The sequence below is a fragment of the Halorubrum cibi genome, assembly GCF_900182635.1.
GTDB lineage: Archaea > Halobacteriota > Halobacteria > Halobacteriales > Haloferacaceae > Halorubrum > Halorubrum cibi.
The window spans coordinates 104611-126101 of record NZ_FXTD01000007.1 but is presented as its reverse complement, the minus strand read 5'-3'; the positions used below and the strand labels follow the sequence as shown (position 1 = coordinate 126101).

At 55.6% G+C, this 21491-nt stretch carries 20 protein-coding genes and 1 pseudogene; 14 read left to right on the top strand and 7 right to left on the bottom strand.

Going from position 1 to position 21491, the window contains the following annotated elements; translation table 11 throughout:
• Positions 1-174: 174 nt before the first annotated feature.
• From FN829_RS10465 to FN829_RS16175, 5 genes and pseudogenes are all read left to right on the top strand, one after another.
• The gene (locus tag FN829_RS10465) at positions 175-1368 is read left to right on the top strand and encodes a DNA repair exonuclease (RefSeq protein ID WP_185955741.1); all 1194 of its coding nucleotides are present in this window, start codon (positions 175-177) and stop codon (positions 1366-1368) included.
• Positions 1365-4673, top strand: a complete 3309-nt coding sequence (locus FN829_RS10460; protein ID WP_142986929.1) for an AAA family ATPase — start codon at positions 1365-1367, stop codon at positions 4671-4673. Before FN829_RS10465 ends, FN829_RS10460 begins: the two co-directional genes overlap by 4 nt.
• The gene (locus FN829_RS10455; protein WP_142986928.1) at positions 4674-5954 is read left to right on the top strand and encodes a DNA double-strand break repair nuclease NurA; all 1281 of its coding nucleotides are present in this window, start codon (positions 4674-4676) and stop codon (positions 5952-5954) included. It begins immediately after the preceding gene.
• The gene (locus FN829_RS10450) at positions 5947-7830 is read left to right on the top strand and encodes an ATP-binding protein (protein WP_142986927.1); all 1884 of its coding nucleotides are present in this window, start codon (positions 5947-5949) and stop codon (positions 7828-7830) included. The genes FN829_RS10455 and FN829_RS10450 overlap by 8 nt, the downstream gene beginning before the upstream one ends.
• Positions 7831-7835: 5 nt before the next feature.
• A pseudogene (locus tag FN829_RS16175) lies at positions 7836-7940 on the top strand (7-cyano-7-deazaguanine synthase QueC); the annotation flags it as partial.
• Between the two features lie 141 nt (positions 7941-8081).
• Here FN829_RS16175 and FN829_RS10440 read toward each other — a convergent pair.
• Both FN829_RS10440 and FN829_RS10435 read right to left on the bottom strand, forming a co-directional pair.
• Positions 8082-8423: a hypothetical protein gene (locus FN829_RS10440; RefSeq protein ID WP_142986926.1), complete on the bottom strand. Its 342-nt coding sequence runs from the start codon at positions 8421-8423 to the stop codon at positions 8082-8084.
• Between the two features lie 109 nt (positions 8424-8532).
• A complete protein-coding gene (locus tag FN829_RS10435; RefSeq protein WP_142986925.1) occupies positions 8533-8892 on the bottom strand; it encodes a hypothetical protein in 360 nt (119 codons plus the stop codon).
• 315 nt (positions 8893-9207) lie between these two features.
• Here FN829_RS10435 and FN829_RS10430 point away from each other — a divergent pair, with 315 nt between their 5' ends.
• From FN829_RS10430 to FN829_RS10405, 6 genes are all read left to right on the top strand, one after another.
• The gene (locus tag FN829_RS10430; RefSeq protein ID WP_142986924.1) at positions 9208-9447 is read left to right on the top strand and encodes a hypothetical protein; all 240 of its coding nucleotides are present in this window, start codon (positions 9208-9210) and stop codon (positions 9445-9447) included.
• A gap of 386 nt (positions 9448-9833) precedes the next feature.
• The gene (locus FN829_RS10425) at positions 9834-10565 is read left to right on the top strand and encodes a hypothetical protein (protein ID WP_142986923.1); all 732 of its coding nucleotides are present in this window, start codon (positions 9834-9836) and stop codon (positions 10563-10565) included.
• A gap of 1157 nt (positions 10566-11722) precedes the next feature.
• Positions 11723-12550: a hypothetical protein gene (locus FN829_RS10420; protein WP_142986922.1), complete on the top strand. Its 828-nt coding sequence runs from the start codon at positions 11723-11725 to the stop codon at positions 12548-12550.
• Between the two features lie 179 nt (positions 12551-12729).
• On the top strand, positions 12730-13593 hold the full coding sequence (locus FN829_RS10415) for a hypothetical protein (RefSeq protein ID WP_142986921.1): 864 nt from the start codon (positions 12730-12732) through the stop codon (positions 13591-13593).
• Complete coding sequence (locus FN829_RS10410; RefSeq protein WP_142986920.1) at positions 13593-14375, top strand: Nmad3 family putative nucleotide modification protein; 783 nt, start codon at positions 13593-13595, stop codon at positions 14373-14375. The genes FN829_RS10415 and FN829_RS10410 overlap by 1 nt, the downstream gene beginning before the upstream one ends.
• Positions 14376-14496: 121 nt before the next feature.
• Positions 14497-14865, top strand: coding sequence for a MarR family transcriptional regulator (locus FN829_RS10405; RefSeq protein WP_142986919.1), 369 nt, complete (start codon positions 14497-14499; stop codon positions 14863-14865).
• A 215-nt stretch (positions 14866-15080) separates the two neighbouring features.
• Here FN829_RS10405 and FN829_RS10400 read toward each other — a convergent pair whose 3' ends face one another.
• The 3 genes from FN829_RS10400 to FN829_RS10390 form a co-directional block, all read right to left on the bottom strand.
• Complete coding sequence (locus FN829_RS10400; RefSeq protein WP_142986918.1) at positions 15081-15377, bottom strand: hypothetical protein; 297 nt, start codon at positions 15375-15377, stop codon at positions 15081-15083.
• 243 nt (positions 15378-15620) lie between these two features.
• Entirely contained in the window at positions 15621-16616 is a 996-nt protein-coding gene (locus FN829_RS10395; RefSeq protein WP_142986917.1) for a M48 family metalloprotease, read from the bottom strand.
• A gap of 428 nt (positions 16617-17044) precedes the next feature.
• The gene (locus FN829_RS10390; protein ID WP_185955740.1) at positions 17045-17458 is read right to left on the bottom strand and encodes a TRAM domain-containing protein; all 414 of its coding nucleotides are present in this window, start codon (positions 17456-17458) and stop codon (positions 17045-17047) included.
• A gap of 337 nt (positions 17459-17795) precedes the next feature.
• Here FN829_RS10390 and FN829_RS10385 point away from each other — a divergent pair, with 337 nt between their 5' ends.
• Complete coding sequence (locus tag FN829_RS10385) at positions 17796-19160, top strand: restriction endonuclease (protein ID WP_142986916.1); 1365 nt, start codon at positions 17796-17798, stop codon at positions 19158-19160.
• A gap of 127 nt (positions 19161-19287) precedes the next feature.
• Complete coding sequence (locus FN829_RS10380; protein WP_142986915.1) at positions 19288-19476, top strand: ribbon-helix-helix domain-containing protein; 189 nt, start codon at positions 19288-19290, stop codon at positions 19474-19476.
• Between the two features lie 107 nt (positions 19477-19583).
• Here the strand turns inward: FN829_RS10380 and FN829_RS10375 are convergent, their stop codons facing one another.
• Positions 19584-20471, bottom strand: a complete 888-nt coding sequence (locus tag FN829_RS10375) for an SDR family NAD(P)-dependent oxidoreductase (protein WP_142986914.1) — start codon at positions 20469-20471, stop codon at positions 19584-19586.
• A complete protein-coding gene (locus tag FN829_RS10370; protein WP_142986913.1) occupies positions 20468-20860 on the bottom strand; it encodes a hypothetical protein in 393 nt (130 codons plus the stop codon). Before FN829_RS10370 ends, FN829_RS10375 begins: the two co-directional genes overlap by 4 nt.
• Positions 20861-21123: 263 nt before the next feature.
• Here FN829_RS10370 and FN829_RS10365 point away from each other — a divergent pair, with 263 nt between their 5' ends.
• Complete coding sequence (locus FN829_RS10365) at positions 21124-21486, top strand: DUF6141 family protein (protein WP_246066495.1); 363 nt, start codon at positions 21124-21126, stop codon at positions 21484-21486.
• Positions 21487-21491: the final 5 nt, after the last annotated feature.

Genomic DNA, 21491 nt, shown 5'->3' with positions numbered 1-21491 from the left:
ACGACTGCTCCGATCTTGAAAACCAGATCACTGGGTGGCAACGGATATCCCGCCGTTAAGAGTCGCAACAAGTCACTCTACATCTCATCTTAAACACGACAATAGAGCCTTGCCGTCATCCACTTTCACTCCGGTTACTCGACTTTTATATAGCCACGCTAACATCTACTGGTAGTGCCTAGAACACGTATCCTCCACATCAGTGACACCCATCTGGGGAAGCGACAGTATGGATCGGATATTCGACGTGAGGATTTTGCGAACGCATTCGAGCAGGCGATTGAGGTCGCAGTCGATCGTGATGTTGATGCCGTAATTCACACAGGAGACTTGTTTGACGATCCGGTTCCGTCGCTCCCAACGGTGATGCGGGCCGCTGATGCGTTGAAACCGCTTGAAGAACACGGAATTCCGTTCTACGGGATTGTGGGCAATCACGAACGGAAAAACGACGAGCAGTGGCTTGATCTGCTGCGGCGGACGAGCGCTGCTGCTCGGCTTGGCAAAGAGCCCACGATGGTCGGTGAGGTTGCGCTGTACGGGATCGATGCCGTGCGGCCGAGCGTGTGGGACAATATCGACTTAGAACTCGAAGAACCCCCTGCGGAGGCAGCGTGGACGATTCTGTGTATGCACGAACTCCTCACGCCGCTTGTTCACGGAATGGGGCGTGTCTACCCAGCTTCCGAGGTTATTGATCGAGCCGGAATCGAACTCGATGGGCTTGCGCTGGGCGACCTCCACCAACCGGCGAGTTCGGTCGTAGACGGGACTGATGTCTGGTACGCGAGTGCGACAGAGCGTGGCGGGAAAGATCAGGAAGAGACGGGCGTCGTTCAACTCCTAGATATCGACAACAGCGGGATTCACCGCCGCCAGATTGAGTTGGAGACGCGGCCGTTTGAGGTGTTTGAGATCACATTCGGTGAGGACGACGGGGCAACCCATGCCCGCGACGTGCTTGAGAGACACGACCTCGAGGGGGCGGTGGCCAAGATCGAGTTGAGCGGCGACCGAGCGGCGGTCACCGCAAACGAGGTGACACAAATGGCGCGTGAATCCGGTGCGGCTGTCGTGAGCGTCGACGACAACCGCGGACGCGTCGATCTTGACGTGGAATCGATCGAGGCCATGTCGCTACAGGGGCTCGACGGGGCCATCGAAGAGAAACTCGCGGATGAGGACTTTTCGACGGTTGCGCTCGACGTCGATCAGCAGGTTCGGAAAGCAGACGAACTCGACACGAATGTGAATCGTGTCGCGGACACCTTCGCTGAGTCACTCCGTGATGCCCAGCGCGAAGCGTTTGATGATGCCGGACCGGAAGAGACGCCGGAGGGCGTCGAATCGTTGGAGGTTGACGAATGAAAGTCACTGATCTAGACCTACAGAATATCCGGAGTTACGAGGACGAGTCGATCGCTTTCCCCGAGGGAACGATGCTCGTCCATGGGGAGAACGGTGCCGGGAAGACGACACTGCTCATGGGGATTTTCGGCGGACTCTTCCTCTCGAATATCCGGAACGTCGGGTCGAACGATTTCAATCTCGACGATATCGTCAGGCGAGGTGCGAGAGAAGGCGAGATCGTGTTGACATTCGAGGTGGCAGAGACACCGTACACCGTCACGTGGGCGATCGATACTGAGGGGCAAAACACCGCAGAGCTTGACTCGCCCGCACTCTCGGAGCCCATCTCAGGGATTCGTGATGTCACCTCGGAAGTCGTCGATGTGGTCGGGATGGATGAGGACAGTTTCTCCCGGTCGGTGTACGTTCAGCAGGGCGAGGTCGATAGCCTGTTTGACGACGATGCTCGGGCAGAACTCATCGATGACCTGCTCGGACTCGATCGGATCGATCGCTACGAACGCCGGGCGAAGGGTGCCAGTCGTGCGATGGGTCGCATTGCGAGGGACAATGAGCAATCAGCCAAAAAACATCGTGAGACCATTGACGATCGGTTCGATCATGATGTCGAGGGCTACGAGGCGGCCATCGCCGACAAGGAGGCGGAGATCTCGGAACAACAGGCAGAGATCGAGGACGTAGAGGAGTTCCTGCAGGAGCTCCGAGACGCGAAAGAGGACGTCGAACAACGGCTTGAGAATCACGACGAGTTACAGACAGAGCTTGAGGAAGCAGAAGAGGAGCGCGAGGAACTCATCGAAGAGCGAGCAACGAAACAGCGCGAAATTGAGGAGGCTGAGACGGCAATTGCGGAGGCTGAAGCGGAGATCGACACGTGCCGCGATGATATCGACGAGAAGCAGGAGGCACTCAACCAGCTCGATGACCCATCGACGACAGAGCCGATAGATGCCGATCTGTCGACGGAGGAGCGTGCTGAGGAGGCGCTGAGTGCCGCACAAGACGCGGTCGAGACGGCACAGATCGAGCAGACAGATCGGGAGGGAACGCTCGACCAGGCGGAGACGGAGCGAGACCGGCTCATCGACGAACGAGATGCGTTACGTGAGGAGGCAGAGGAACTCGAAGCGGACCTCGACCACCTCCTCGCGGAAAAAGGAGACATCGCGGATGACGTTGAGGCTGCGGAGGAAGAAGTTACAGCTTCCGTCGAGACGCGAGACGCTGTAACCACCGAGTTCCTCCCAGATGAGTCCTGCCCGGACACAATTACTGACGAGACGCGAGAGACTGTCGACACACGCGTTGAGGCGTTGACGACAGAGAAAAATGAACTGTCAGAAGAGCGTGCCGCTGCTGAGGCGTCTCTCGACGCAGCCGAAACGACACGCGAGGAAGCGCAAGCGGCCGTCACGGACGCACGTGACGAGATAGACCAGTTGTCGGACGACCTCGCAGAGGTGGAGTCGGAACTCGAAGACGCCCGTGAGGCGAAAACGGAGGCAGAAAATCAATTCGAGGAAGATCTTGAGAGTCTCGATGCCGACCTCGATACCGTTGATTTGAGCGTATCCGGCGACACGCTACAGAGCCTCATCGACGAACGGATCCCAGAAGCGAAAGGGGAAGTACAGGACGCAATCGAGACGGCGAACACGACGGTCACCGAACTCGAGGCCCGTCAAACGACGCTTGAGGAGGACCGCGAGGAGCTACAGGCACTCGATGGAGTAGCGACGTGCCCGAAGTGTGGCCAAGACGTCGATCCATCTCACGTTGAGTCCGAACTCGCGGACATCGAAGCCGAACTCACTGAGGTAGAAGCCGAACTGGCCGAGGCGAGAGAAGAACGCGATGCGCTCGTCGACCGGCGAGACGCTCTCGACGATTGTCGTGAAGATGCGATTGAACTGCGGGGCTTCCGTGACGACACGGTCAACGTAAAAGCTGAGCGCGTGAGTACGCTCGAAGACGAGCGTGAGTCGTTACAGGACGATCATGCCGAGGCAGAGTCCGAGCTCGCCGACGCTGAGGCCAAGCTCAAATCTGCGGAGTCGGAGGTCGACGACCTCGAACACACGATCGCTGACCTCGAATCGGATATTGAGTCGCTCGAAGCGGAGATTGAGGACGGCAAAGAGGTTGTGGCGGCCTTCGAAACCGTTGAGAAACGTCGGCAGGAACGGGATGACCTTGCGGATGAGCTTGCTGATCTCGAAGCTGAACAAGAAGAACTCGAAGCGGAAATCGCTGACGCGAACGCAGAGCTCGACGAATACGACGAGCAGATTGAAGCCCAACGCGACGCAGTTGCTGAGGCCGACGCAGCCCTCGAAGACGCTCAGCAAGCAGTTGACACCGCAACGGAACAGCGCGAACTCGTTGCCGACGTGGTTGACGCATACGAAGCGATCGCCGAGTTGGAGACCACAATCAAAGGCCACCAGAAGGATATCGGGCACGCACAGGACACGATCGAGACCCTCAACGGGCAGATTGCTGACGTTGAGGAGGAAATCGATGCGCTCAGCGATGAACTCGGATCGATCGACGTCGAAGCCCAGCGAGAACAGTTGGAAACGGCGACACAGAAGATCGAGGAGCGCGAGGCCACGCTTGAGGAACTGACCGCGGAACTAGACTCGCTCAAGGAAGCGCGGACAGTGCTTGTAAACGACCTTGAGAATCTAGAGTACTTCCGCGACCAGCTCGCACTCGAGGAAGAAAAGCGCAAGTGGGCCGAAGAGCGGTCTGACGAGTTCGATCGCATGATGGCGGTGTATCGAAGTACGAAGGCGGACCTCCGTGAGCAGTACCTCGCCTACATCAACCAATACACGAACGACATCTTCAGCGACATCTACAAGAACAGTAGCTACCAGCAGGTGCGCATTCTTGAGGAGGGGCCCGATGGCACGCCATACGCGATTCAGTTGCTTCGTGACGACGGGACGCTCGAACACCCGAGTAACGCCAGCGGCGGGGAACGTGCCATCGTCAATCTCGCGCTCCGAGCCGGCATCTACAAACTCATCGCCGAGATGCGCGAGGGCGACAGCGGTCGCCTCCCGCCGTTCATCCTCGATGAGCCGACGACGTTCCTCGATAAGGGCCACATCGGGCGTCTCGAACAGATGCTTGACAGCATCTCCGAGTGGGACGTCCCGCAAGTGATCGTTGTCTCCCATGACGAGCGACTTATTCAGGGGGCTGAACACGAGATCGAAGTCTCAATCGACGAAGATACGAACGCCAGTAGAGTTGACGTACATCGAGGTGGACGCATCCCCGGTGACGAGTAAATGGACGAACGCGCTTTCGACGTGGTACGACAGCTCGCCGAACGCGTTGATGCTGGCATCCCGCGCGAAGTGGATGATCAGGCCGCACACGCCCGCGAACTGTTCGGCCTCCTCGGGCATGAAGGCGGAACGGTCGAACCGATCGGCGAGCCAGAGTACTTCAAGACTCGCAAGGCGGAGCTCGGGACATGGACTGACGACCCGTGGACCGAGCCGACATACGGTGTTGATGCCAGTACGACCCGGCCATTGGAATACAACAACGGACTCGTCGTCGACACAGCACACGCAAAACTCGGGGTGAGCGGCGCTGACAGCGATCGAAGTGCCGAGCGGCGAGGAACAGTTGTCACTGGGGTGTACCTCGAAGACGACGATGTGACGCTCCACCATGAACAGACCGAGCGCGGGAGTGTCGAAGGCGAAATCATTCGCATTCCCGAGATGCGTCAGCGGGCGAACGTCACCTCGATTTTGACGTCCACCGTACAGCGGCTTGCGGAGGGGAAGCACGCACGGCGGTGTCTCGACGTGGTCGACGGGCCACTGTTCCTCGACGGCTCTGTGTACCCGCTCAGCGTCATCTATTGGACGCTGCTCGACCGTGCCGGACGAGGCGCACCGATCGGCAACTGGGATCTTCCCACTGACGTCATCGAGAACTACGTCGCAGTTGTCGATGCGTGTTTTGAACGCCATGTGCCTGTGTTGGGCGTCGTGAAGACCTCCTCAATGGGTGAGCTCACAGACTCACTCAGAACGAAGATCACACAACACGATCTCCGGGGGCCACACGGAACGCTTCACGACGTCCCGTGGCTCCGCGATCACCAGTTCATTGGGGAAGTGCTCCGCGATGACAGCCTTGACCACCTCACGTACACCTCCTGGTTCGTCCAAACAGACGTCGAACTCCGGGGCAACTCGTTCGATCTGCTGACAGCCGTGTCTGATGAACTCAGCCACGGTGAACCGGACGCGTACCGGCGTGCGTTCGCGTATGTCCGCACACCAAAAACAGGGAACGTGTTCCGAATCGAGACGCCCGTACTGTTCCTCACTGATGAGGAGCGTCGAGAGCAGATCCTCCTGAAAGCGCTCAAAGAAATCGCCCGTCAAAGCGACGTGCCGCGAGCCGTCGCGCGCGCCGACCGCATCGCACGCATCAGTCCCGACAACCGCGAAACGATCCGCGACGCGCTCCAAACGGTCGAGTCGGCGTTCGACTATAACCGCGACGGCCGTTGGAGCCACCTCGAAGATTCCCGAAGCTATGAGTGACAACATCGACGACATTCTCGACAACGACCCGGTCGCAGACGACTCCGAGGAGTCTGAACAGACACCAACCGACACACCAGGTGCGACGGACACCGAGCCTGACGGTACTGAAGTGCCGGAGCGAACGGTCCCGAGTGGCGTGTCCACACCCGCTGATGACGAACTCGGCCACGTCCTCGCAAGTGAGGAGATCCACGTCAGCAGACGGGACTACCAAGTGAACGCGTTCATTCGAACGGGCGCAAGAGAGGGAATCCGGCTGGGCGATTACGTACAGATTCCGTACCCGGACGATGGTAGCGAGTTGTTCGCAGTAACCGATTCGCTGCGCTACGAGCCGTACACCGATCTCGACGACAAATCCGACGCTCACAACCAGATCAGCGCGCATGTTGAACTCGACGAGTCAGAGTACGTCCAAGTCGCAGAGTTGGAGCCGCTAGCGATTCTCAAGAACGTGGGGTCGGATGACATTGAGAGCGGCATTGTCAATCGGATTCCGAAACCGAACTCCCCAGCACGGCTTGCTCGTGATGAAGACTGCCTCCGAACCGGACTGAACATTCCGGGCGAGGGAATCTTTACTGGGTGGCTCTCTGTCGGCGGCGAGCCGATGACCGTGAACAACGAGAACTTCCCATACTACCTCAGCAACCCCGGGATCGATCGGGAGACGGGAGACGTTGAAGACGATGAACCCGCCGTGTTCAGACACGCTCTCGTTGCGGGCTCGACCGGGAAGGGGAAGACCCACTTCACGAAGAACGTGTTGCGACAGTTCGTCTCTGAGAAGCGCTATCCGATTCGCCATCACGATACAGGTGAAGAAGAACAGCGACGGCTCAATCTCGTCATCATCGACCCCGAAAACGAGTACTGGGAGATGCGCGAGGACAACGACGCTGTCGTGAACGATGACGCGATACAGCAGGAACTTCGCCGGCACAACATCAAACACGGCGGTGTCGACGACCTCAATGTGTTCGTCCCGCAAGTTGCCGGCACGAATGCGCCATCGACGATGGAGAGCCGTGAGCTCTCGATTCCCTTCGAGATCGTTCGTGGCCGGCCTGAAATGCTGATGCCGTACACGCCGACCGAAGTAACACGCGGCGCAATCGAAGACTGTATCAACGCGTACTTCTCGTGCTTCGATTCGCAGGGTGGCTACCCTGACCGCTCCGTGGACCGTCCGAAGTACGTTGATTTCCTCGAGTTCCTTGACGAGCACGATTACGATGAGAGCCGGCTCCGCGAGGAGAACAACATTGCGGGGGGAACGTGGAGTGCAGTGAATCGGCGTGTCGACCGTGACACGTTCCGGCAGGTGTTCGATCAGGGAACTGCGTTCCTCCCGGACATCTCTGATACGGTGTTCCGCGAAGGGCAGGTGACGGTGATCCCAACGAGTCACCTCAACGGCGGGAAAGAGAGCCTCACTGTACTGTCGATCCTCTCGTACATCATCGAGAACAAAATCGATGATTATCAGGTTGATCCGGCAGTTCGTGACACGCCGATGCTCGTCGCGGTTGACGAAGCGCACAATTACCTGGCGAGTGCGAGCAGCCTCCGCGAAGAATACATTCTCCGACGGGCGCGTGTCGCCGTCAAGCAGGGCCGGAAGTACAAGCTTGGACTGTGTCTCATCACACAGAATCCGGATGACGTTGACGACGACGTGATCAAGCAAATCAATACGAACATCTTTCTTGGACTGAAGGCGGAGGTCGTCGATGACGTGCCGTCCATCCCTTCCGAGTTCAAGAAAGATCTTCCGAACTTCGGCAAAGGACAAGCCGTCGTGAAAGCTCCGGATGTAGAGGCGGTTGAAGTGAAGGGCCTCCCATACTGCGTCACCAGACACGGTAACTGACGATCCCGGTGTGTGGAACGTGCGATGCGTGTGCGTTCCGGCTTGAGGCGTTTCGAAATGCTGGGTCACGCGATCCGATTGCGTATGCTGAGCGGTCGGAGTTTTCGTAACATTCTCGCCCCTGCTGAAGGGTTAGAACTCGTCGGCCTTGTTGAAACCCTCAATCAGTAATGGGTTTCAGCAGCCGTGCTGAATACAGTCCGCGAGTCGTTAATGCGCGTCCTCACTCACTAGCCACAATTACTAGATTCTTAATCGACAATAGACAGTGAAGAGACTTCGAACTGCTCCTGTGTTCGAATATCGTCGTAATCCTTTTCTATTTCTGCTACTCGCTCTGGGGGTGCTTCGCTATACGACTGAACAGTTAATTCGGCATCAGCTCCGCCGGACGGATGCCCAATACCAAACGTAATGCTGGTCACCAGCCCTTCCTCAGGGTGATCTTGTTGTTCTGCTGAAAAAATAATCGCTCCTTTGTTATCTTTCACCGGAATGTCCGTCACGACGAGAGGTGTATCAACTCGATCAATCACAATTGTATCATTAACTTCAAGTCGATCCGCAGCATCAACTACAGCCTTTTTACTCATTAAAACATGAGTGATTTTCTACAGTAATAAACTCAAGGGTGACTGAATGGCGGGGTTGCTTTGCGGACTACGCCCTTTCGCACGTCCATACTGTCCGCGATTGAGGGTTTTAACAGTCCAACTCGTCCTGTAATTTGTCCATCTTACATTGGACACAGAGGTCATCGAAAAAGCAGGAGATGTTATCGTACGGGCAGTCGCGGTCCTCGACGTTGACTGATAGGCGACGCTTTTCGTTTTTCCAAATCGACTCCCAGACGTCGATGTCCATGTCGGCTGAGCTGAAGACCACTTCTTGCTCTCGGTCGATGATTTTCGCGGTGGTGACCTCGTGTTGATGTTCTTTGACGAGTGTTATCGCCTCTGTGTAGGATGAACACGGGATCGCTCGTGTCTCGGCATGGTCATCAAGGAGTTTCACTCTGATTCGCCCGTCATACTCCTCGGTGGGCTCTATGTGATTTGTCATGACGCGTGAGTTCTCAAACCCCACGCAAAAGCATTCATGTCTGGGTGTCTGGGCCCTTACCGGTCACCAGAGCTGTTTGTCTAAGCCTGGTAATCTGGCACACCATACCACTATTTGGTACAGCTACAGAACCGACCTTGCTCGGGTCAAATTAATCCTCGAAGGCTCTGTTGAACCCCTTAAGAGCTGATAAGATCGGCGTGCGAGATACGGAGAGCGCATCCATCGAATGAACTCAAGTCGGTCCACAAACTCTCACAGTGATATTTCCACAATCGAATAAGAGCTATACAGCGTAAGGACGAACTGCGGCGTATGGCCCTCCCATCGTCTCTCACTCAGGATATAACTAAGCAAGACAAGCGAAAGATGGCAACCATTGTTTTGACTATGACCATCGGACTCCCAGTCTACGTAGCGCTCATGTCTCTCTCCGGGATAATTGATGTGCCCACGACTCCGTTCTTCCTCGGATTTGCGTCTATCATCGGCTTTGTGATGTCTCTGCTCGTGATGATGCCAGCCTATCTGTTTGGGAACAAAATCACCACCTGATGGTCTCGATCCATCTGAAAACGCGTTGTTTGTGTGACACTCGCGCTCTGTATGTAGCACGGCCTCGGCGAACTATCAGCGACCAAGGATTCCATAAAGCCGTTCAGACTGACCAGTAGCAGTGTGCCTGTCGTCCTACGTGTATTGTGACGAACGAGAGTTCAAAAGTAGGTGACGACGAGGGTTTATAAGCCTGTGATTTAGAATCATAGACATGCGACGCCCGAGAAAACTCATGCATCTGTATTCTGACGATGCTTAGGAATCTCTGGCAAGCTCACCCGATACCCAAAATCCTGGTATCATAGTCCTTTGCTGACGCGGGGCCAGCGCGTCATCGGACGTCGCGTGTTTGCGGTGCAGACAGCGGTTAGCACGCGATACCAATGACGCGACAACATACATCAACTGACGGCAGTGGTGACCAGAGCGATGAATATAGCGACCGCTTCGAAACAATTGAAGCCAAAGCCAGAGAGGCGCTCAAACACGATGACCCGACGACGGATTGTGATATCACGGTTCATGCTCACAACCGAGATTATGACTCAGATCGGAACGTAACTAATCACCTCATCAGAACTGGTGAGGGGTGGATTGCGGCTCGAACGTGGTCTGAAGCTGGTGGCGAAGCTGGGCTCACAGTCACAGATTACGGCGAAACCCTTGAGACTGAAGTCTTGGAACTGGCCGAGGATCGTGTCGCTGAATGGATCACTCATGGAGCACTTGACGCGATTGACTGCCATGAGACGGTCGGGCGACCTGTGAAACCGTTCACTACCTTGGTTCGGCATGACTCGGATGTCGCGGACGATCTCATAACAGCGTGGGAAACAGCAGCGGACCACGTCATCAGGGAACAACTTTACGAAGGGCTTGCTGGGTGGACCGGACGCACTGCGTGGACCGAATTTGGAGAGGAAGCTATCTATCTTCAGGCAGAACAGGTAGCGACGCAGTTCATCGACGAGCACGTCCACAACGACGTAAATGAAGACGTGGAGGCGACAGTTCGGGACATCTGTAGGGAAGCATTGTACGACGTGGTAGCCGAACACCGTGACCGTCAAACCCCATTTATGGAATACGCAGCGGAGGTGACACTCACAGAGTAACCTCCTAGACGATTCGATTTGAGTGCGCCTGAAGTTCCGGTCGGACGCTGCGTGTCAGTGTCTCGAAGATTGATTTAGCAGATCCCACGCTCAGAGATGATCTCGCTGTGATGAATCGGTATACACTATGACCGTCTCTACTGAGTAGTATGTTCACCACTGGCGGTATTGTTGAGATTCTCTACAGGGGGCACATTTTGACCCCGTTTCGGTCAATATGGGTTCACTGTCTATGCGGTCCGCACGTCAAGTAGATAGAGTGGTACCCATACCATCACTGCTGTCGAACCGAGGATGGTCATCAACCCTGCCCAAAAGAACCAGATGATAAAATCCTGACCGAGTGGTTGTACGGAGGTAAATAGTGGAATGAGACTGACGAGTGCACATAGAATTCCGATGGTCCAAGTCACGAACGCAAGAATGCCTGTTCCGTAGGAGAATCCGAGCGAGCCCACCCATTCTCGTCCTGCTTCAACGGTAGAGCGAAGCCGCCGATTGGGGCGTCGACGACCGTCACCGGCCCATTGATAGAATGACCGTGTTTGATGCTCAATCGTGTCGTGTTCAGTTGCTAGCGCTGAGAGCTGATTAGCGACTGTGTCTGTAGTGTTTGCGGGACAGTCATCGTGGACCATATTAAATACGGTCTGCGGTTCGTGCTCTACTTCGGGATTATCGTACAAGTATCTGATAACTTCTCGTTTTGTCCCTTGATTTGGGCCATCGTAGGCGTCTAGAAGCTCTTGTTTTGATCTCATCGAGAATCACTAGACTGCGAGGGGTCATGATGGCAATCACAGGCACAATTTCGGGCTGTGATTGGTGTCACAACGTGTTTTTCGTATGAACTATCTTCTATTTATATGTTTCTGTGGGCTGTGGAATGAATTGCCTATGCGTAGATCCAATCCCAAGCACTGTACAAATCGTACTGGTCCGGAACCACACGGTCCACTAGCTGACCGAGGCATGGTCGAGCCTCGAATGATTCTTAGAGGAATAGTTGTCCTAATCGTAGTTGGACCCTTGACTGCCGCAGCTATTGATATTCAGACAGGGTTGGCATCAACGCCCACGATCGATCCGGTAGCAGCGACAGTCCTTGCGCTACTAATTGTGTTCGCGCTTCTCGCTGTAGCTGTGGAGGGTGAATAATGCGGTCCATCACCTCACCGATCGGTAAGCAGCATGCCGCAGACCTGCTTCTCGTCGCAAGCATCGTAGCGGTACTCACCACGGTTCACGTACTCGTCCCATCGTCTCTCCAAGACCAACTGGCACTTCGACCGGCTGATCCGCAATGGTACACGCTACTGACGGCTGCGTACACGCATGCCAGCTTCGACCATCTCCAAGGAAATCTCACAGGATACCTGTTAGCAGTGGGTTACGTGTACTGGCTGTGTCTGTATCTTGAGCGCCGCCAGTGGTTTTGGCAGACAACACTTGGACTCCTACTTATCACGCCGTTCGTTGTCAATAGCGCAAACGTGCTACTGTACGGTACATATCTCCCGGAGCTTGACGGTGTCGCCCGTGGGTTTTCCGGTGTGGTAGCCGCGTTCGTTGGATTCTTACTCGTCAGTTTTACAGCCGCCATTCGGGAAGCACATACGACGCAGCTTGCGCAGGTTGTTGGTGTCGGACTCATCCTCCTACTGCTGTTGCTTATTGATACTGTGTACGCGAGGACACTCCGTCCAATCGTTGTTGGCTTGGTGGTCTTTGGAATTTGTATCCAAGCCGTTCCCATCCTGTATCACCGTGACTGGGACACATTGGTTCAGACTCGTTCACGCGAGCAACTCCTGTTTCAAATCGCCAGGAGCAGTCTCATTGTGGTGGTTCTGGCTATCTTGACGCTTCAGATGTTCCCTGCGGAGGTCGTAGTCGGTAATTCATTTGTGAATATCTTTGCTCACGGAATCGGCTTCACAGTCGGAATTGCTGTTTCAGCCGTACTTTTGTCGTATAACGGGTAGCCAATACAATTCGAAAGCGGTGATACGTACTACTTATAAATCATTTGCTGGCGGGTCACCAATATTTTCATGATTCCAATGATGAAATAACACTGTATGGAAGTTGGATCCGGAGACAGTATAGTTTGTTTATTTTATCAGAAATGAACTTTTTATTATAGGGACATAATGTCCACTATATGTCACAGCAAATACCAAATCACGGGCAAAAAGAAGTCATCACTACGCGGGAAGATCTAGTTGAGCACCTAGACGGATTGGTTGAGAACCTCGACAGCGAGCTTGAACCCTTCGAGAAGTCGACAGTGAATGGGAGAATCTATCCCGCATCATCGATCAACTACACGCGAGACAGTGGCCACGTACAGACAGCCAGTTCACCAGCGTACCGGGGTGGATTCTGGTCGCTTGCTTGCTGTAAGCACGACATGCGCCAAGAGCACTTTTTCGACTATTTTGAAGAACATGAGTCCGGAGTACTTCGACCGTCACAACCGCTATTCATATTCACTACTGCGGGGAAAGGCGGCTCAGACAAACCCAAGGGGGCAGAGACGAAGCATCGATGGCTTGTAAATGTCGCCTTAGTCACGCACGCCTTTCGAGACATGGAAGACTATGGTCGATTCCTAATTGAGCAAGAAGAATCTGTGTGGAAACCACGAATCTCAACCGACCCAGACGATGATTCTGCTTGGGCACGAAAGTACGGAGATTGCCACGCGGTGGTTGAAGATGGAGAAGTCGTTGGAACAGATGCACCCTATCCGGAGCATGACCACGTTTCTGGGTCTGGGACTTCCTCTTGTGGGTGCTCGGAAACAGTCAACCAGGAATACGACCACGTGTATCACGAGGACCTCAACCCCAACCGCCTCAAATTTGTGTCCACGCCCGCTAATTGGGTAAGTTGGAACGAGCCAGCATTGTATTGGACCCTCGGAAATGGGCCAGACCGATACGGTGGCGGGCAGGGCACTCGCGCATATGACGATGATCGGAGCGGAGATACGATAGTCGATTCTCTTCAAGAGATCGTCTGATGGCTGTTGTCCTCGTCGGTGTTGGAGCCGATTCGGAGCATCTTAGGCCGAAGCTACAACTCACTGAAGAGGGATACTTCGATTACATTCCGATTCCGGAGTCATATCCCACGAGCGAGACCCTGACGTACGGAACTTTCGACCTCGATCACCGAGGTGGCACCGCAGCCAACTATGTGACAGCGCTTAGTCCCAAAGGAGGAGATAGTGATTGGATCGACGACCCTGCTGAGATCGAGTCGCATCCGGTTCATCACGACCCCAACTTCGAAGCGATGACATTCGGAGACCGGCGCGGCGGCGGTGGGAAAGGAAGTACACTCATCGACAACTTCGGATCATCTGAGGAGACAGACGTTCTCGGCTTTTACACAGGCGTCAAAGAGAACGAGACTGACTCAAACGTCAACCGGTTTCTGTATGGGTATATGACCGTAGAAGCGGTTCATGACCTCTCCAAGCTAGAGGGAGAGGAGTATCATGAAGCGCTACAGGAGTTCCCTGCGAACGCGCATACAAAACGGTTAGCAGCGGCGGGAACGCCAAAACATGACGATGTAGTAATCGTCGAAGGGCGCACACCAAGTGCGAAACTTAACCAGCCTGTGAAAATCAGCGAACGGATCGATCAGGCACCGTGGTACCGCGTCACCAAAAAGTTCGCTGACGAATATAACGTCGAAGGAGGGCAGAAAGGGATTGGTCGAAAGTTCCCTCTGGTGCTCGACCTAGATGCTGAGGAGTTCATCGAGAAGGTCGGAACGGAATCTGATACGAAATAAGGAAAGATCAGTACGTACGAATCCCGATTTTGCTGCACACTCACCCCATGAACAAACTATACTCACAGCATGATAAGATTTCAGCCCAACGTCTAATACAACAAACATACAATACTCGTATATGCCGGTCGATTTCGAAACACACGAACCCGGAAACCCACGCGTTGACCTGTCAGAGGGGACCAACGCGAGGCGATTGTTGGAGTTCCTGTTGACGACACCGACCGTGGGATACACGCCAGCGGAATTGGCAGAGGAAACAGGGGTCCCGCGTGGGAGTGTTGGACCGACAATGAACCGGCTTGAAGTTGCGGGCCTCGTTCGTCACAAGGAACCGTATTGGGCAGCCACGAAAGACGACCGCATCGCAGCAGCGACGGCTGCCTTCATTGGGGTAGAGACGGTAGCTTCCTCATATAGTGATGATTGGTACGCTCAGAATAGCGGGTGGGCTGAGGAGTTGCCCGACCTGAGCGACGAGGAGACGTAGCGAATGGTGTTTTCGCAAGGCGCTATCGTTATCGCGGACGACCCGTTTGGAAACAACCGGCTGTGTTGAAATGATTAAGGATTGATAGGACCGGCGTACGAGATAGAGAGGGTGCGTGTAGCAAGTTCAACCTTTGTCTTTTCGGTCACTCCCAATGAGTCCTCCGTGCGAATGAACTTCTTACAAGAGCGGTGAACTCAACCCAACCGGCTCAATCACACTAAGAGGAGCTCGGGCCTGACGAAGCCGATCACGAGAATACCCGCCAGTACAGCGATCGCTGTGAGTCGCAGGGCACCAGAAGCCCGTCGTCGAGATTTTGGCAAGGACTCGGCAATGCCGGAGAGGGCCATCCCAGCACCAATAAATAGTGTGGCATAGTAGAGCGTCGCCCCTTTTAGAATGACGTAGTACGCTTGCTGCCCGGCTATCAGAAGTGCGCCACAGAGAAAAACCAGTCCAACCCCTCTAGAGGGCTCGCGGAACACGGTCTCATCGATAATGGAGGGCATCAAGCGTGTTGTCTCCGGCGACGTTCAAATATTGCTGGGTTTGCGTACCCGCCGCTGAGACAAGTATAGCGTGATCGTGAAACGGTGCTGATGGCGCTGACCGACTCGCGCTCTGTATGTAGCACGGCCTTGACGAATTATCCGTGACCAAGGATTTCAACAAAGCCGATAATGTTTAACCGGCTTGACGTGGGCTGACTGTGGAATCCACATTAAACCAGGATCAGACGGTAACGGCTGTCGCTAAGACGGTGAACGTCGGTCCTGTTGTCGCTCGTATTCTGCGAGCTGTTCGATCCGGTCATCTGTCGGCGGATGCGTCCGGAACAGCCAGCGTTCGAACCGATACAGCCGTTTTCGCAGCCACCAGTACGACGGCTCTCTGTTCCCGTCCGGACCGAGCATCACTTTCTCCAACTCTTCCGGTTCGAGCGGGAGGATCGAGAGCGACGAAATCCCCGACACCTCGCGTAGGTCCCGATTCGGCGTATCTGAAATGCTCCGATCGAGTTTCGTGAGCGCAGTCGCAAGCACCGCAGGTGAGCCAGTCACCGCAACGGCGGCTCGATCTGCGGCTTGTTCTCGCGCCCGGGAGAGTCGGGCAGTCATCGCTTTCCCCGTTCCCCAGATGAGCGTCGAGACGAACCCAAGTGGAACGATGAGGATCGCAGCTCCACCCGGATTTTCGATGTCGGCAAGTCGCGTCCCGAGTCCACGAGCGAGGATCACGGGGAGTGACACGGCCGTCATCACCATCGCATCCCGATTTTTCACGTGCGCGAGTTCGTGAGCGACGACCGCTTCAAGTTCGGCACGTCCGTCGATCGTGTCGAGCGTCCCGCGGGAGAGGACGAGATGGACGTTTTCCGGACGGAATCCGACAGCCAATGCTTCAGGAGTCTGTCGATCCGAAAGGGCGATCGTCGGAACGGGGACGTCGAGTTGTGCTGCGACGCGGGTCACCAACTCGTACAGCTCGGGCTCGGCCTCCTCGTCAATGCGGTCGGCGTCAGCGAGCCGTTCGATCGTGTCGACCTGTTTGTATTCGAGGTAGCCGATCGTCACCACGATCAACGCAGTGAGTCCTCCGGCGATCGATGACGCTTCTGAGATATCAAGAAACGAAAGTACACCGTAGAGAACAGCCCAAATCCCACAGAGAAATGCGATCGTGACAGCCACCATACCAAGAATTGTAACGGTCATCTGAACGGGAAGCGACCACCGTCGAGAGGGCATGGGTTTCCGATGGTTTGAGACACAGTAGTAAGTTCGGTTTGCTATGATTGTCTTCCCAACAGTCGGCTCTGTTGAAATCCTCAGAATGTGATATTTTTGACCCAGTCGCGGTCAGTACAAGATACTCAAGAACCGTTCAGTACGCGCTTCTCACAGTATTCTCCCAACTAATGTACCAGCCGTAGTACAAACTGCTATGAGCAATGCCATCTTCACAGAAATACGATCGGTAAAATGGCTAAGAGAAAGGCCGACGATAGCAGAGGCCGAAAAGCTGTAGGCGATGGTTGCTGACAGAGAGAGGGCCATAGTGCTTACTAAACTGACGATGTCATGAATATCCAATGGTCAATACGCAACTCTCATCGATCGGCTGTTTCAGGCGAGAATTCATCAGAAGAATAGGGTTTCAACAAAGCCGCTTCAGACTACTCGTAGTAACTGACGCGCTCGACAACTTCCGCGAAGGCGACATTCTCGCGTACGTCGGTAATCTCGATAGTAACACGCTCGGTCTGTTTAGTGTCGGGAACAATAACGACGAATCCGCGCTCAACACGAGTGATACCATCGCCTTGGTCGCCAATATCTTCGATTTCGACGGTGCGTTGTTCGCCCTCCTCGACAGGGGGCGTCTGTGGCGTTTGCTCTGGCTCTGGGGTAGCGTCAGTGGTGTTTGCCTCGTTGGTCGCGGGCGCTGATAGAACAGCTACACGATACGTCTCGTCCGCCTGTAGCCCACCAAGGCGGAGTTCTTGCTCCGGTACCTCAACCACATATGACCCATCGCGCTCTTCGACCTTCCCCGAGAACAGACACCGAAGTTCCTCTGAAATCTTCATTTGAATACCGTACACTGTAGACGCGACGAAGAACACTTTACTCTGCTGTGTATCTCTAGTAGACGGCATTGTTTTGTCGCGCCCCCAGCAAGACTACATATGTACCTCCGTGATACGGTCGGTTCTCGACAGGTACTGATACTCTCTGTCGGGGTCGCTATGATAGCTGTCGGACTCATTGGTCTCATCTGGGTCTGATGTTTCAGTAGCGAGAACGTCGAATCAATAGGGCTTCAGCAGCGCTGAACGGTTACAACTGCCGCGTTGAATACCAGTCCATCCACTGACTCTCAAGGAAGGTATATACGACGAAGCGCCAACATAGCGCACGTCTCAAATGCCGGTTCTCGATGACCTGTCCGGGTTCGAGTTCGAGGACGTGATGGAGGACGTGTTCCGGAACCTCGGGTACGAGAACGTCCGCCAAGCCGAGCGGACCGCCGATGAGGGGCGGGACATCCTCATGGAAGAGGTCGTCGACGGGACGCGCCACGGAGTCGTCGTCGAGTGTAAGCACACCGGGACGGTGGGGCGGCCGGTCGTACAGAAACTTCACTCGGCGATTGCGACGTTCGAGTTCGACGGGGCGAAGCGCGGGATGGTGGCGACGACTGGCCGGTTCACTAGCCCAGCGATCGAGTACGCCGAGCGACTCGAACGAAACGACGACCCGTATCCGATCGAACTGATCGACGGGGAAGACCTCCGTGAGATTGCTGACGATATCGGGTTGGATCTGTACAACGGCCGGATCGAAATCCTGTGCGACGAGACGCTCCGCCCGTACGATCCGGCGACGGCAGTGGCCGCCCCCGTCACGGCAGCGTTCCGCGATATCGATAACATCGATTCCGCAGACATTCCCGACCCGTACTCGGAAGTCACGTTTCGCCCGGTCGTCGCCGTAACGGCGGACACGAACGCGATCTTCGAGACGTCGGTCGGCGTGGTTCATCGGATCAACGACCGGTCTCGGTTCGTCGTCCACGCAGAGCGCGGCCAGCCACGCACCGCGTCGGGTGACGTGTCGAACCTCGTGGTGGAAAATCTCAACGCGACGGTTGCCCTCGATACGGATCAATTCGATACCAAGTTCGACACGATTGAGGAGCGTCGGTTCGGGCAGACGCAGACCGAGTACAAGGAGTGGGCAGTCGAACGGCTCCGCGATCACCACACGACGACCGTCTCCTACACGGGCGACAACAACGTCACGTACACCAAAACCTGCGAACCGAACCGCTCCGACGTGTCCGTCCAATCGATCGAACCGGTATACCTACCACAAGTCCGGCACAGGACCGACCTCGGTGAATACTCGTATCCGTACGAATATTTCGCAGCCGGGCCCTCACGTGTCACCAGTGAAGACGGCATCCACCGGTGCGTTCACTGTGACACCGCCGGGACGGACGCCACCTACACGTTTTGTGCGAACTGTGGGAGTATCAACTGCGACTCGCATATCAAATCCGAGCGGATGGAAGGAACACCAGTCTGTACCGGCTGTGCGGTGACCGACCGGTTCGCGCTCAAAACGAAGTACTTCTACGACGAGACGAATCGAGACGCGTTCCAAGACCAATACGACGCGATGCCGTTCTACGAGAAAGCCATGGAGAATACACTGCTCACCGGCGGCGTAGTCATGCTTGCCGCACTCGTACTGCTCGGACTACTCGTCAGTCTCGGTTGGCTCTGACTCGTGTTCTAACTGTTGAGTTGTGGTTGGTCCTGTTGATCGCTATGGAGCGTGCGTACTGAGGCTTCCGAGCGAGCCCGGTGTGCTGTGCGACACGCTGAAGATATTCCTCTGCGAATACGAACACATGCCGAAGGTCAGCGTCGAGATTCCCCAGGAATTGCTTGATGACCTCGACGAGCACGTTGGTGACGAGGGAAAGTTCGTCAACCGAAGCGATGCGGTTCGAGCATCGATCCGAAAAACACTCGATATGCTCGATGAGATTGATCAACGACACGGGCGGGTTGAGACGGACGACGGTGAATCTCATTAGCTATACCTGCGAGAGCATCTCAGCGTGCGCCTAGGCAGTCCCATGAGCGACGCTCCTCTAAGAAGTACAGATACGTCAGAGGTAGGGAGAGAGCATGCTACCAGTTGCTAGTTCGTGGTCGACGCCGGCCAGTCGGGTGTAATGCCGACCAGCTCGGCACTTATCTGCCAGAGTCGCCGTCGAACCGCTTGATTTGTGGCCTCGGGGGCGGGGTCTTCGGGACCATCGCTGCCGACGTATTGGCCGCTTACAGAACCATACGTCGGCCCGACCAGAAGTGTTTGGAGGCGTTCGGCGGCCACCTGTTTTGAGGTGGCGACACCCGGAACCAACCCGGCGATCCGAACCAGCAGCCGCGTTCGGAGCGACGCCTCGCGGAACAGGTCCGTCGACGGAATGAACCCCGGATGAACACAGTTGACTGTGACTGCGGCGTCGTCCGGGAGCCGAGCATCAAGTTCGACCGTGAACGCAATGTTCGCCAGCTTCGAGCGGGCGTACGCGTCGAGTGAATCGTACTCGTCCGTCAGTTGGAGGTCGTCGAAATCGAGTGTCGCTCGCCGATGGATGTCTGAGGCGGTAATGACAACACGGGGATCGGGTGCGTCGTAGAGATGGTCGAGCAATTCGTATGTCAGGAGGTAGGGAGCCAAGTGGTTCACCGCGAGCGTGAGTTCGATTCCATCCGGACTCTCACGCCGCGACCCGGCCGAGAGTCCGGCGTTGTGAGCGAGGACGTCGATCCGGTCGTACTCGCGTTTCACGGTTGCTGCGAGGGACCGAACGGTGGATTGAGACGCGATATCGGCCTGATGGAACGCGATTGTTCCGGCAAAGTCTATGGACCGTTCTACGAGAGTTGCCCCCTTCGACTCGTCGCGGCCGACGACTACGACGGTCGCACCTCGTTTTGCGAGGTCAACCGCTGCCACCCGTCCGAATCCGCTCGTTCCCCCAGTGAGAAGGATCGTGCGGTCGGAGAGATCATCGGTCATGTCCCGTTTCGACGCCGACGGTCCAAGAGCGCGAGGAGCACGTACACAGCGCCGATTACGCGGACACCGTCGGAGAGGTGTTCGTTCCACTCCACTGAATCAGAGTCTTCGTACACGAGCGGCCCCGCGATGTGCTCGTACAGTCGCGGGATGAAAAGCAAGCCTGCACCAAAGATTCCGGTGACATTCATTAGCCACGCGTAGAGGCGACCGCCACGGAGCGCGGCGAGCGTGATAACGACTCCTTCCGCCCGAATCAGGGGACCAAACCACGAGTGGACGGTAATTTCCTCAGGGTTCTCGACCGCAACCGTCTCGAATACGTCCACGATCCGGTCCGGGGCGAGCGTCGTGAGAACGCCGAGTACACAGAGGAACTGCCGTAGCATACGCCGCTCTTCAATCTGACGTAGCTTAAGAGTCGGTGCCAGCAGAATGGACTCCTCACGTCGGCGCGGTGCCCGATTGACCGTCTCTCTCGTTTCTGGTGTTGCCGTTACCACACAGGTCCTAATCCGGTGTCCGGAGAATCTAATAGCGAGTAGCGACGATTTTGACCAACTCACTCATGGAGGGAGAGCCACATTTTCGTGAAGTACAACGGTTTCGCCAGCCGTGGATCTGGGTACTTCTCGGAGGTGTCTCTCTGCTCATGATCGCATTCGGGCCCATCTCGTGGGGAGGGCTCGTCGTTGTCGGTGCAGTCGCTATGCTTCTCTACAGCCTTCGTCTTGAGACCGAAGTGAGAGCCGACGGGATCTATCTCAAAATGTGGCCTCTTCACCGATCAGTCCGTCGAATTCCGTGGTCAGAGATTGAACGATACGAATCCACACAGTACAGCCCTCTTCAGGAGTTCGGTGGCTGGGGGATCCGATGGACTCCCGGGAAGCTCGCATACAACGTTAGTGGTGACCGAGGGATTCGGATCGAACGAACAACCGGGCGGGTAGTGCTCGTTGGATCACAACGTCCCGAGGAACTCGTCAGGGCCATTGACGAGGCGGCACAGTAATCCAT

Bases quoted from the DNA above. Each gene is read 5' to 3' on its own strand.
- FN829_RS10405 (WP_142986919.1), top strand. From the start codon at position 14,497: ATGCCGGTCGATTTCGAAACACACGAACCCGGAAACCCACGCGTTGAC.
- FN829_RS10460 (WP_142986929.1), top strand. From the start codon at position 1,365: ATGAAAGTCACTGATCTAGACCTACAGAATATCCGGAGTTACGAGGAC.
- FN829_RS10450 (WP_142986927.1), top strand. From the start codon at position 5,947: ATGAGTGACAACATCGACGACATTCTCGACAACGACCCGGTCGCAGAC.
- FN829_RS10420 (WP_142986922.1), top strand. From the start codon at position 11,723: ATGCGGTCCATCACCTCACCGATCGGTAAGCAGCATGCCGCAGACCTG.
- FN829_RS10385 (WP_142986916.1), top strand. From the start codon at position 17,796: ATGCCGGTTCTCGATGACCTGTCCGGGTTCGAGTTCGAGGACGTGATG.
- FN829_RS10425 (WP_142986923.1), top strand. From the start codon at position 9,834: ATGACGCGACAACATACATCAACTGACGGCAGTGGTGACCAGAGCGAT.
- FN829_RS10410 (WP_142986920.1), top strand. From the start codon at position 13,593: ATGGCTGTTGTCCTCGTCGGTGTTGGAGCCGATTCGGAGCATCTTAGG.
- FN829_RS10390 (WP_185955740.1), bottom strand. From the start codon at position 17,458: ATGAAGATTTCAGAGGAACTTCGGTGTCTGTTCTCGGGGAAGGTCGAA.
- FN829_RS10365 (WP_246066495.1), top strand. From the start codon at position 21,124: ATGATCGCATTCGGGCCCATCTCGTGGGGAGGGCTCGTCGTTGTCGGT.
- FN829_RS10380 (WP_142986915.1), top strand. From the start codon at position 19,288: ATGCCGAAGGTCAGCGTCGAGATTCCCCAGGAATTGCTTGATGACCTC.
- FN829_RS10375 (WP_142986914.1), bottom strand. From the start codon at position 20,471: ATGACCGATGATCTCTCCGACCGCACGATCCTTCTCACTGGGGGAACG.
- FN829_RS10395 (WP_142986917.1), bottom strand. From the start codon at position 16,616: ATGCCCTCTCGACGGTGGTCGCTTCCCGTTCAGATGACCGTTACAATT.
- FN829_RS10400 (WP_142986918.1), bottom strand. From the start codon at position 15,377: ATGCCCTCCATTATCGATGAGACCGTGTTCCGCGAGCCCTCTAGAGGG.
- FN829_RS10370 (WP_142986913.1), bottom strand. From the start codon at position 20,860: ATGCTACGGCAGTTCCTCTGTGTACTCGGCGTTCTCACGACGCTCGCC.
- FN829_RS10430 (WP_142986924.1), top strand. From the start codon at position 9,208: ATGGCCCTCCCATCGTCTCTCACTCAGGATATAACTAAGCAAGACAAG.
- FN829_RS10455 (WP_142986928.1), top strand. From the start codon at position 4,674: ATGGACGAACGCGCTTTCGACGTGGTACGACAGCTCGCCGAACGCGTT.
- FN829_RS10415 (WP_142986921.1), top strand. From the start codon at position 12,730: ATGTCACAGCAAATACCAAATCACGGGCAAAAAGAAGTCATCACTACG.
- FN829_RS10435 (WP_142986925.1), bottom strand. From the start codon at position 8,892: ATGACAAATCACATAGAGCCCACCGAGGAGTATGACGGGCGAATCAGA.
- FN829_RS10440 (WP_142986926.1), bottom strand. From the start codon at position 8,423: ATGAGTAAAAAGGCTGTAGTTGATGCTGCGGATCGACTTGAAGTTAAT.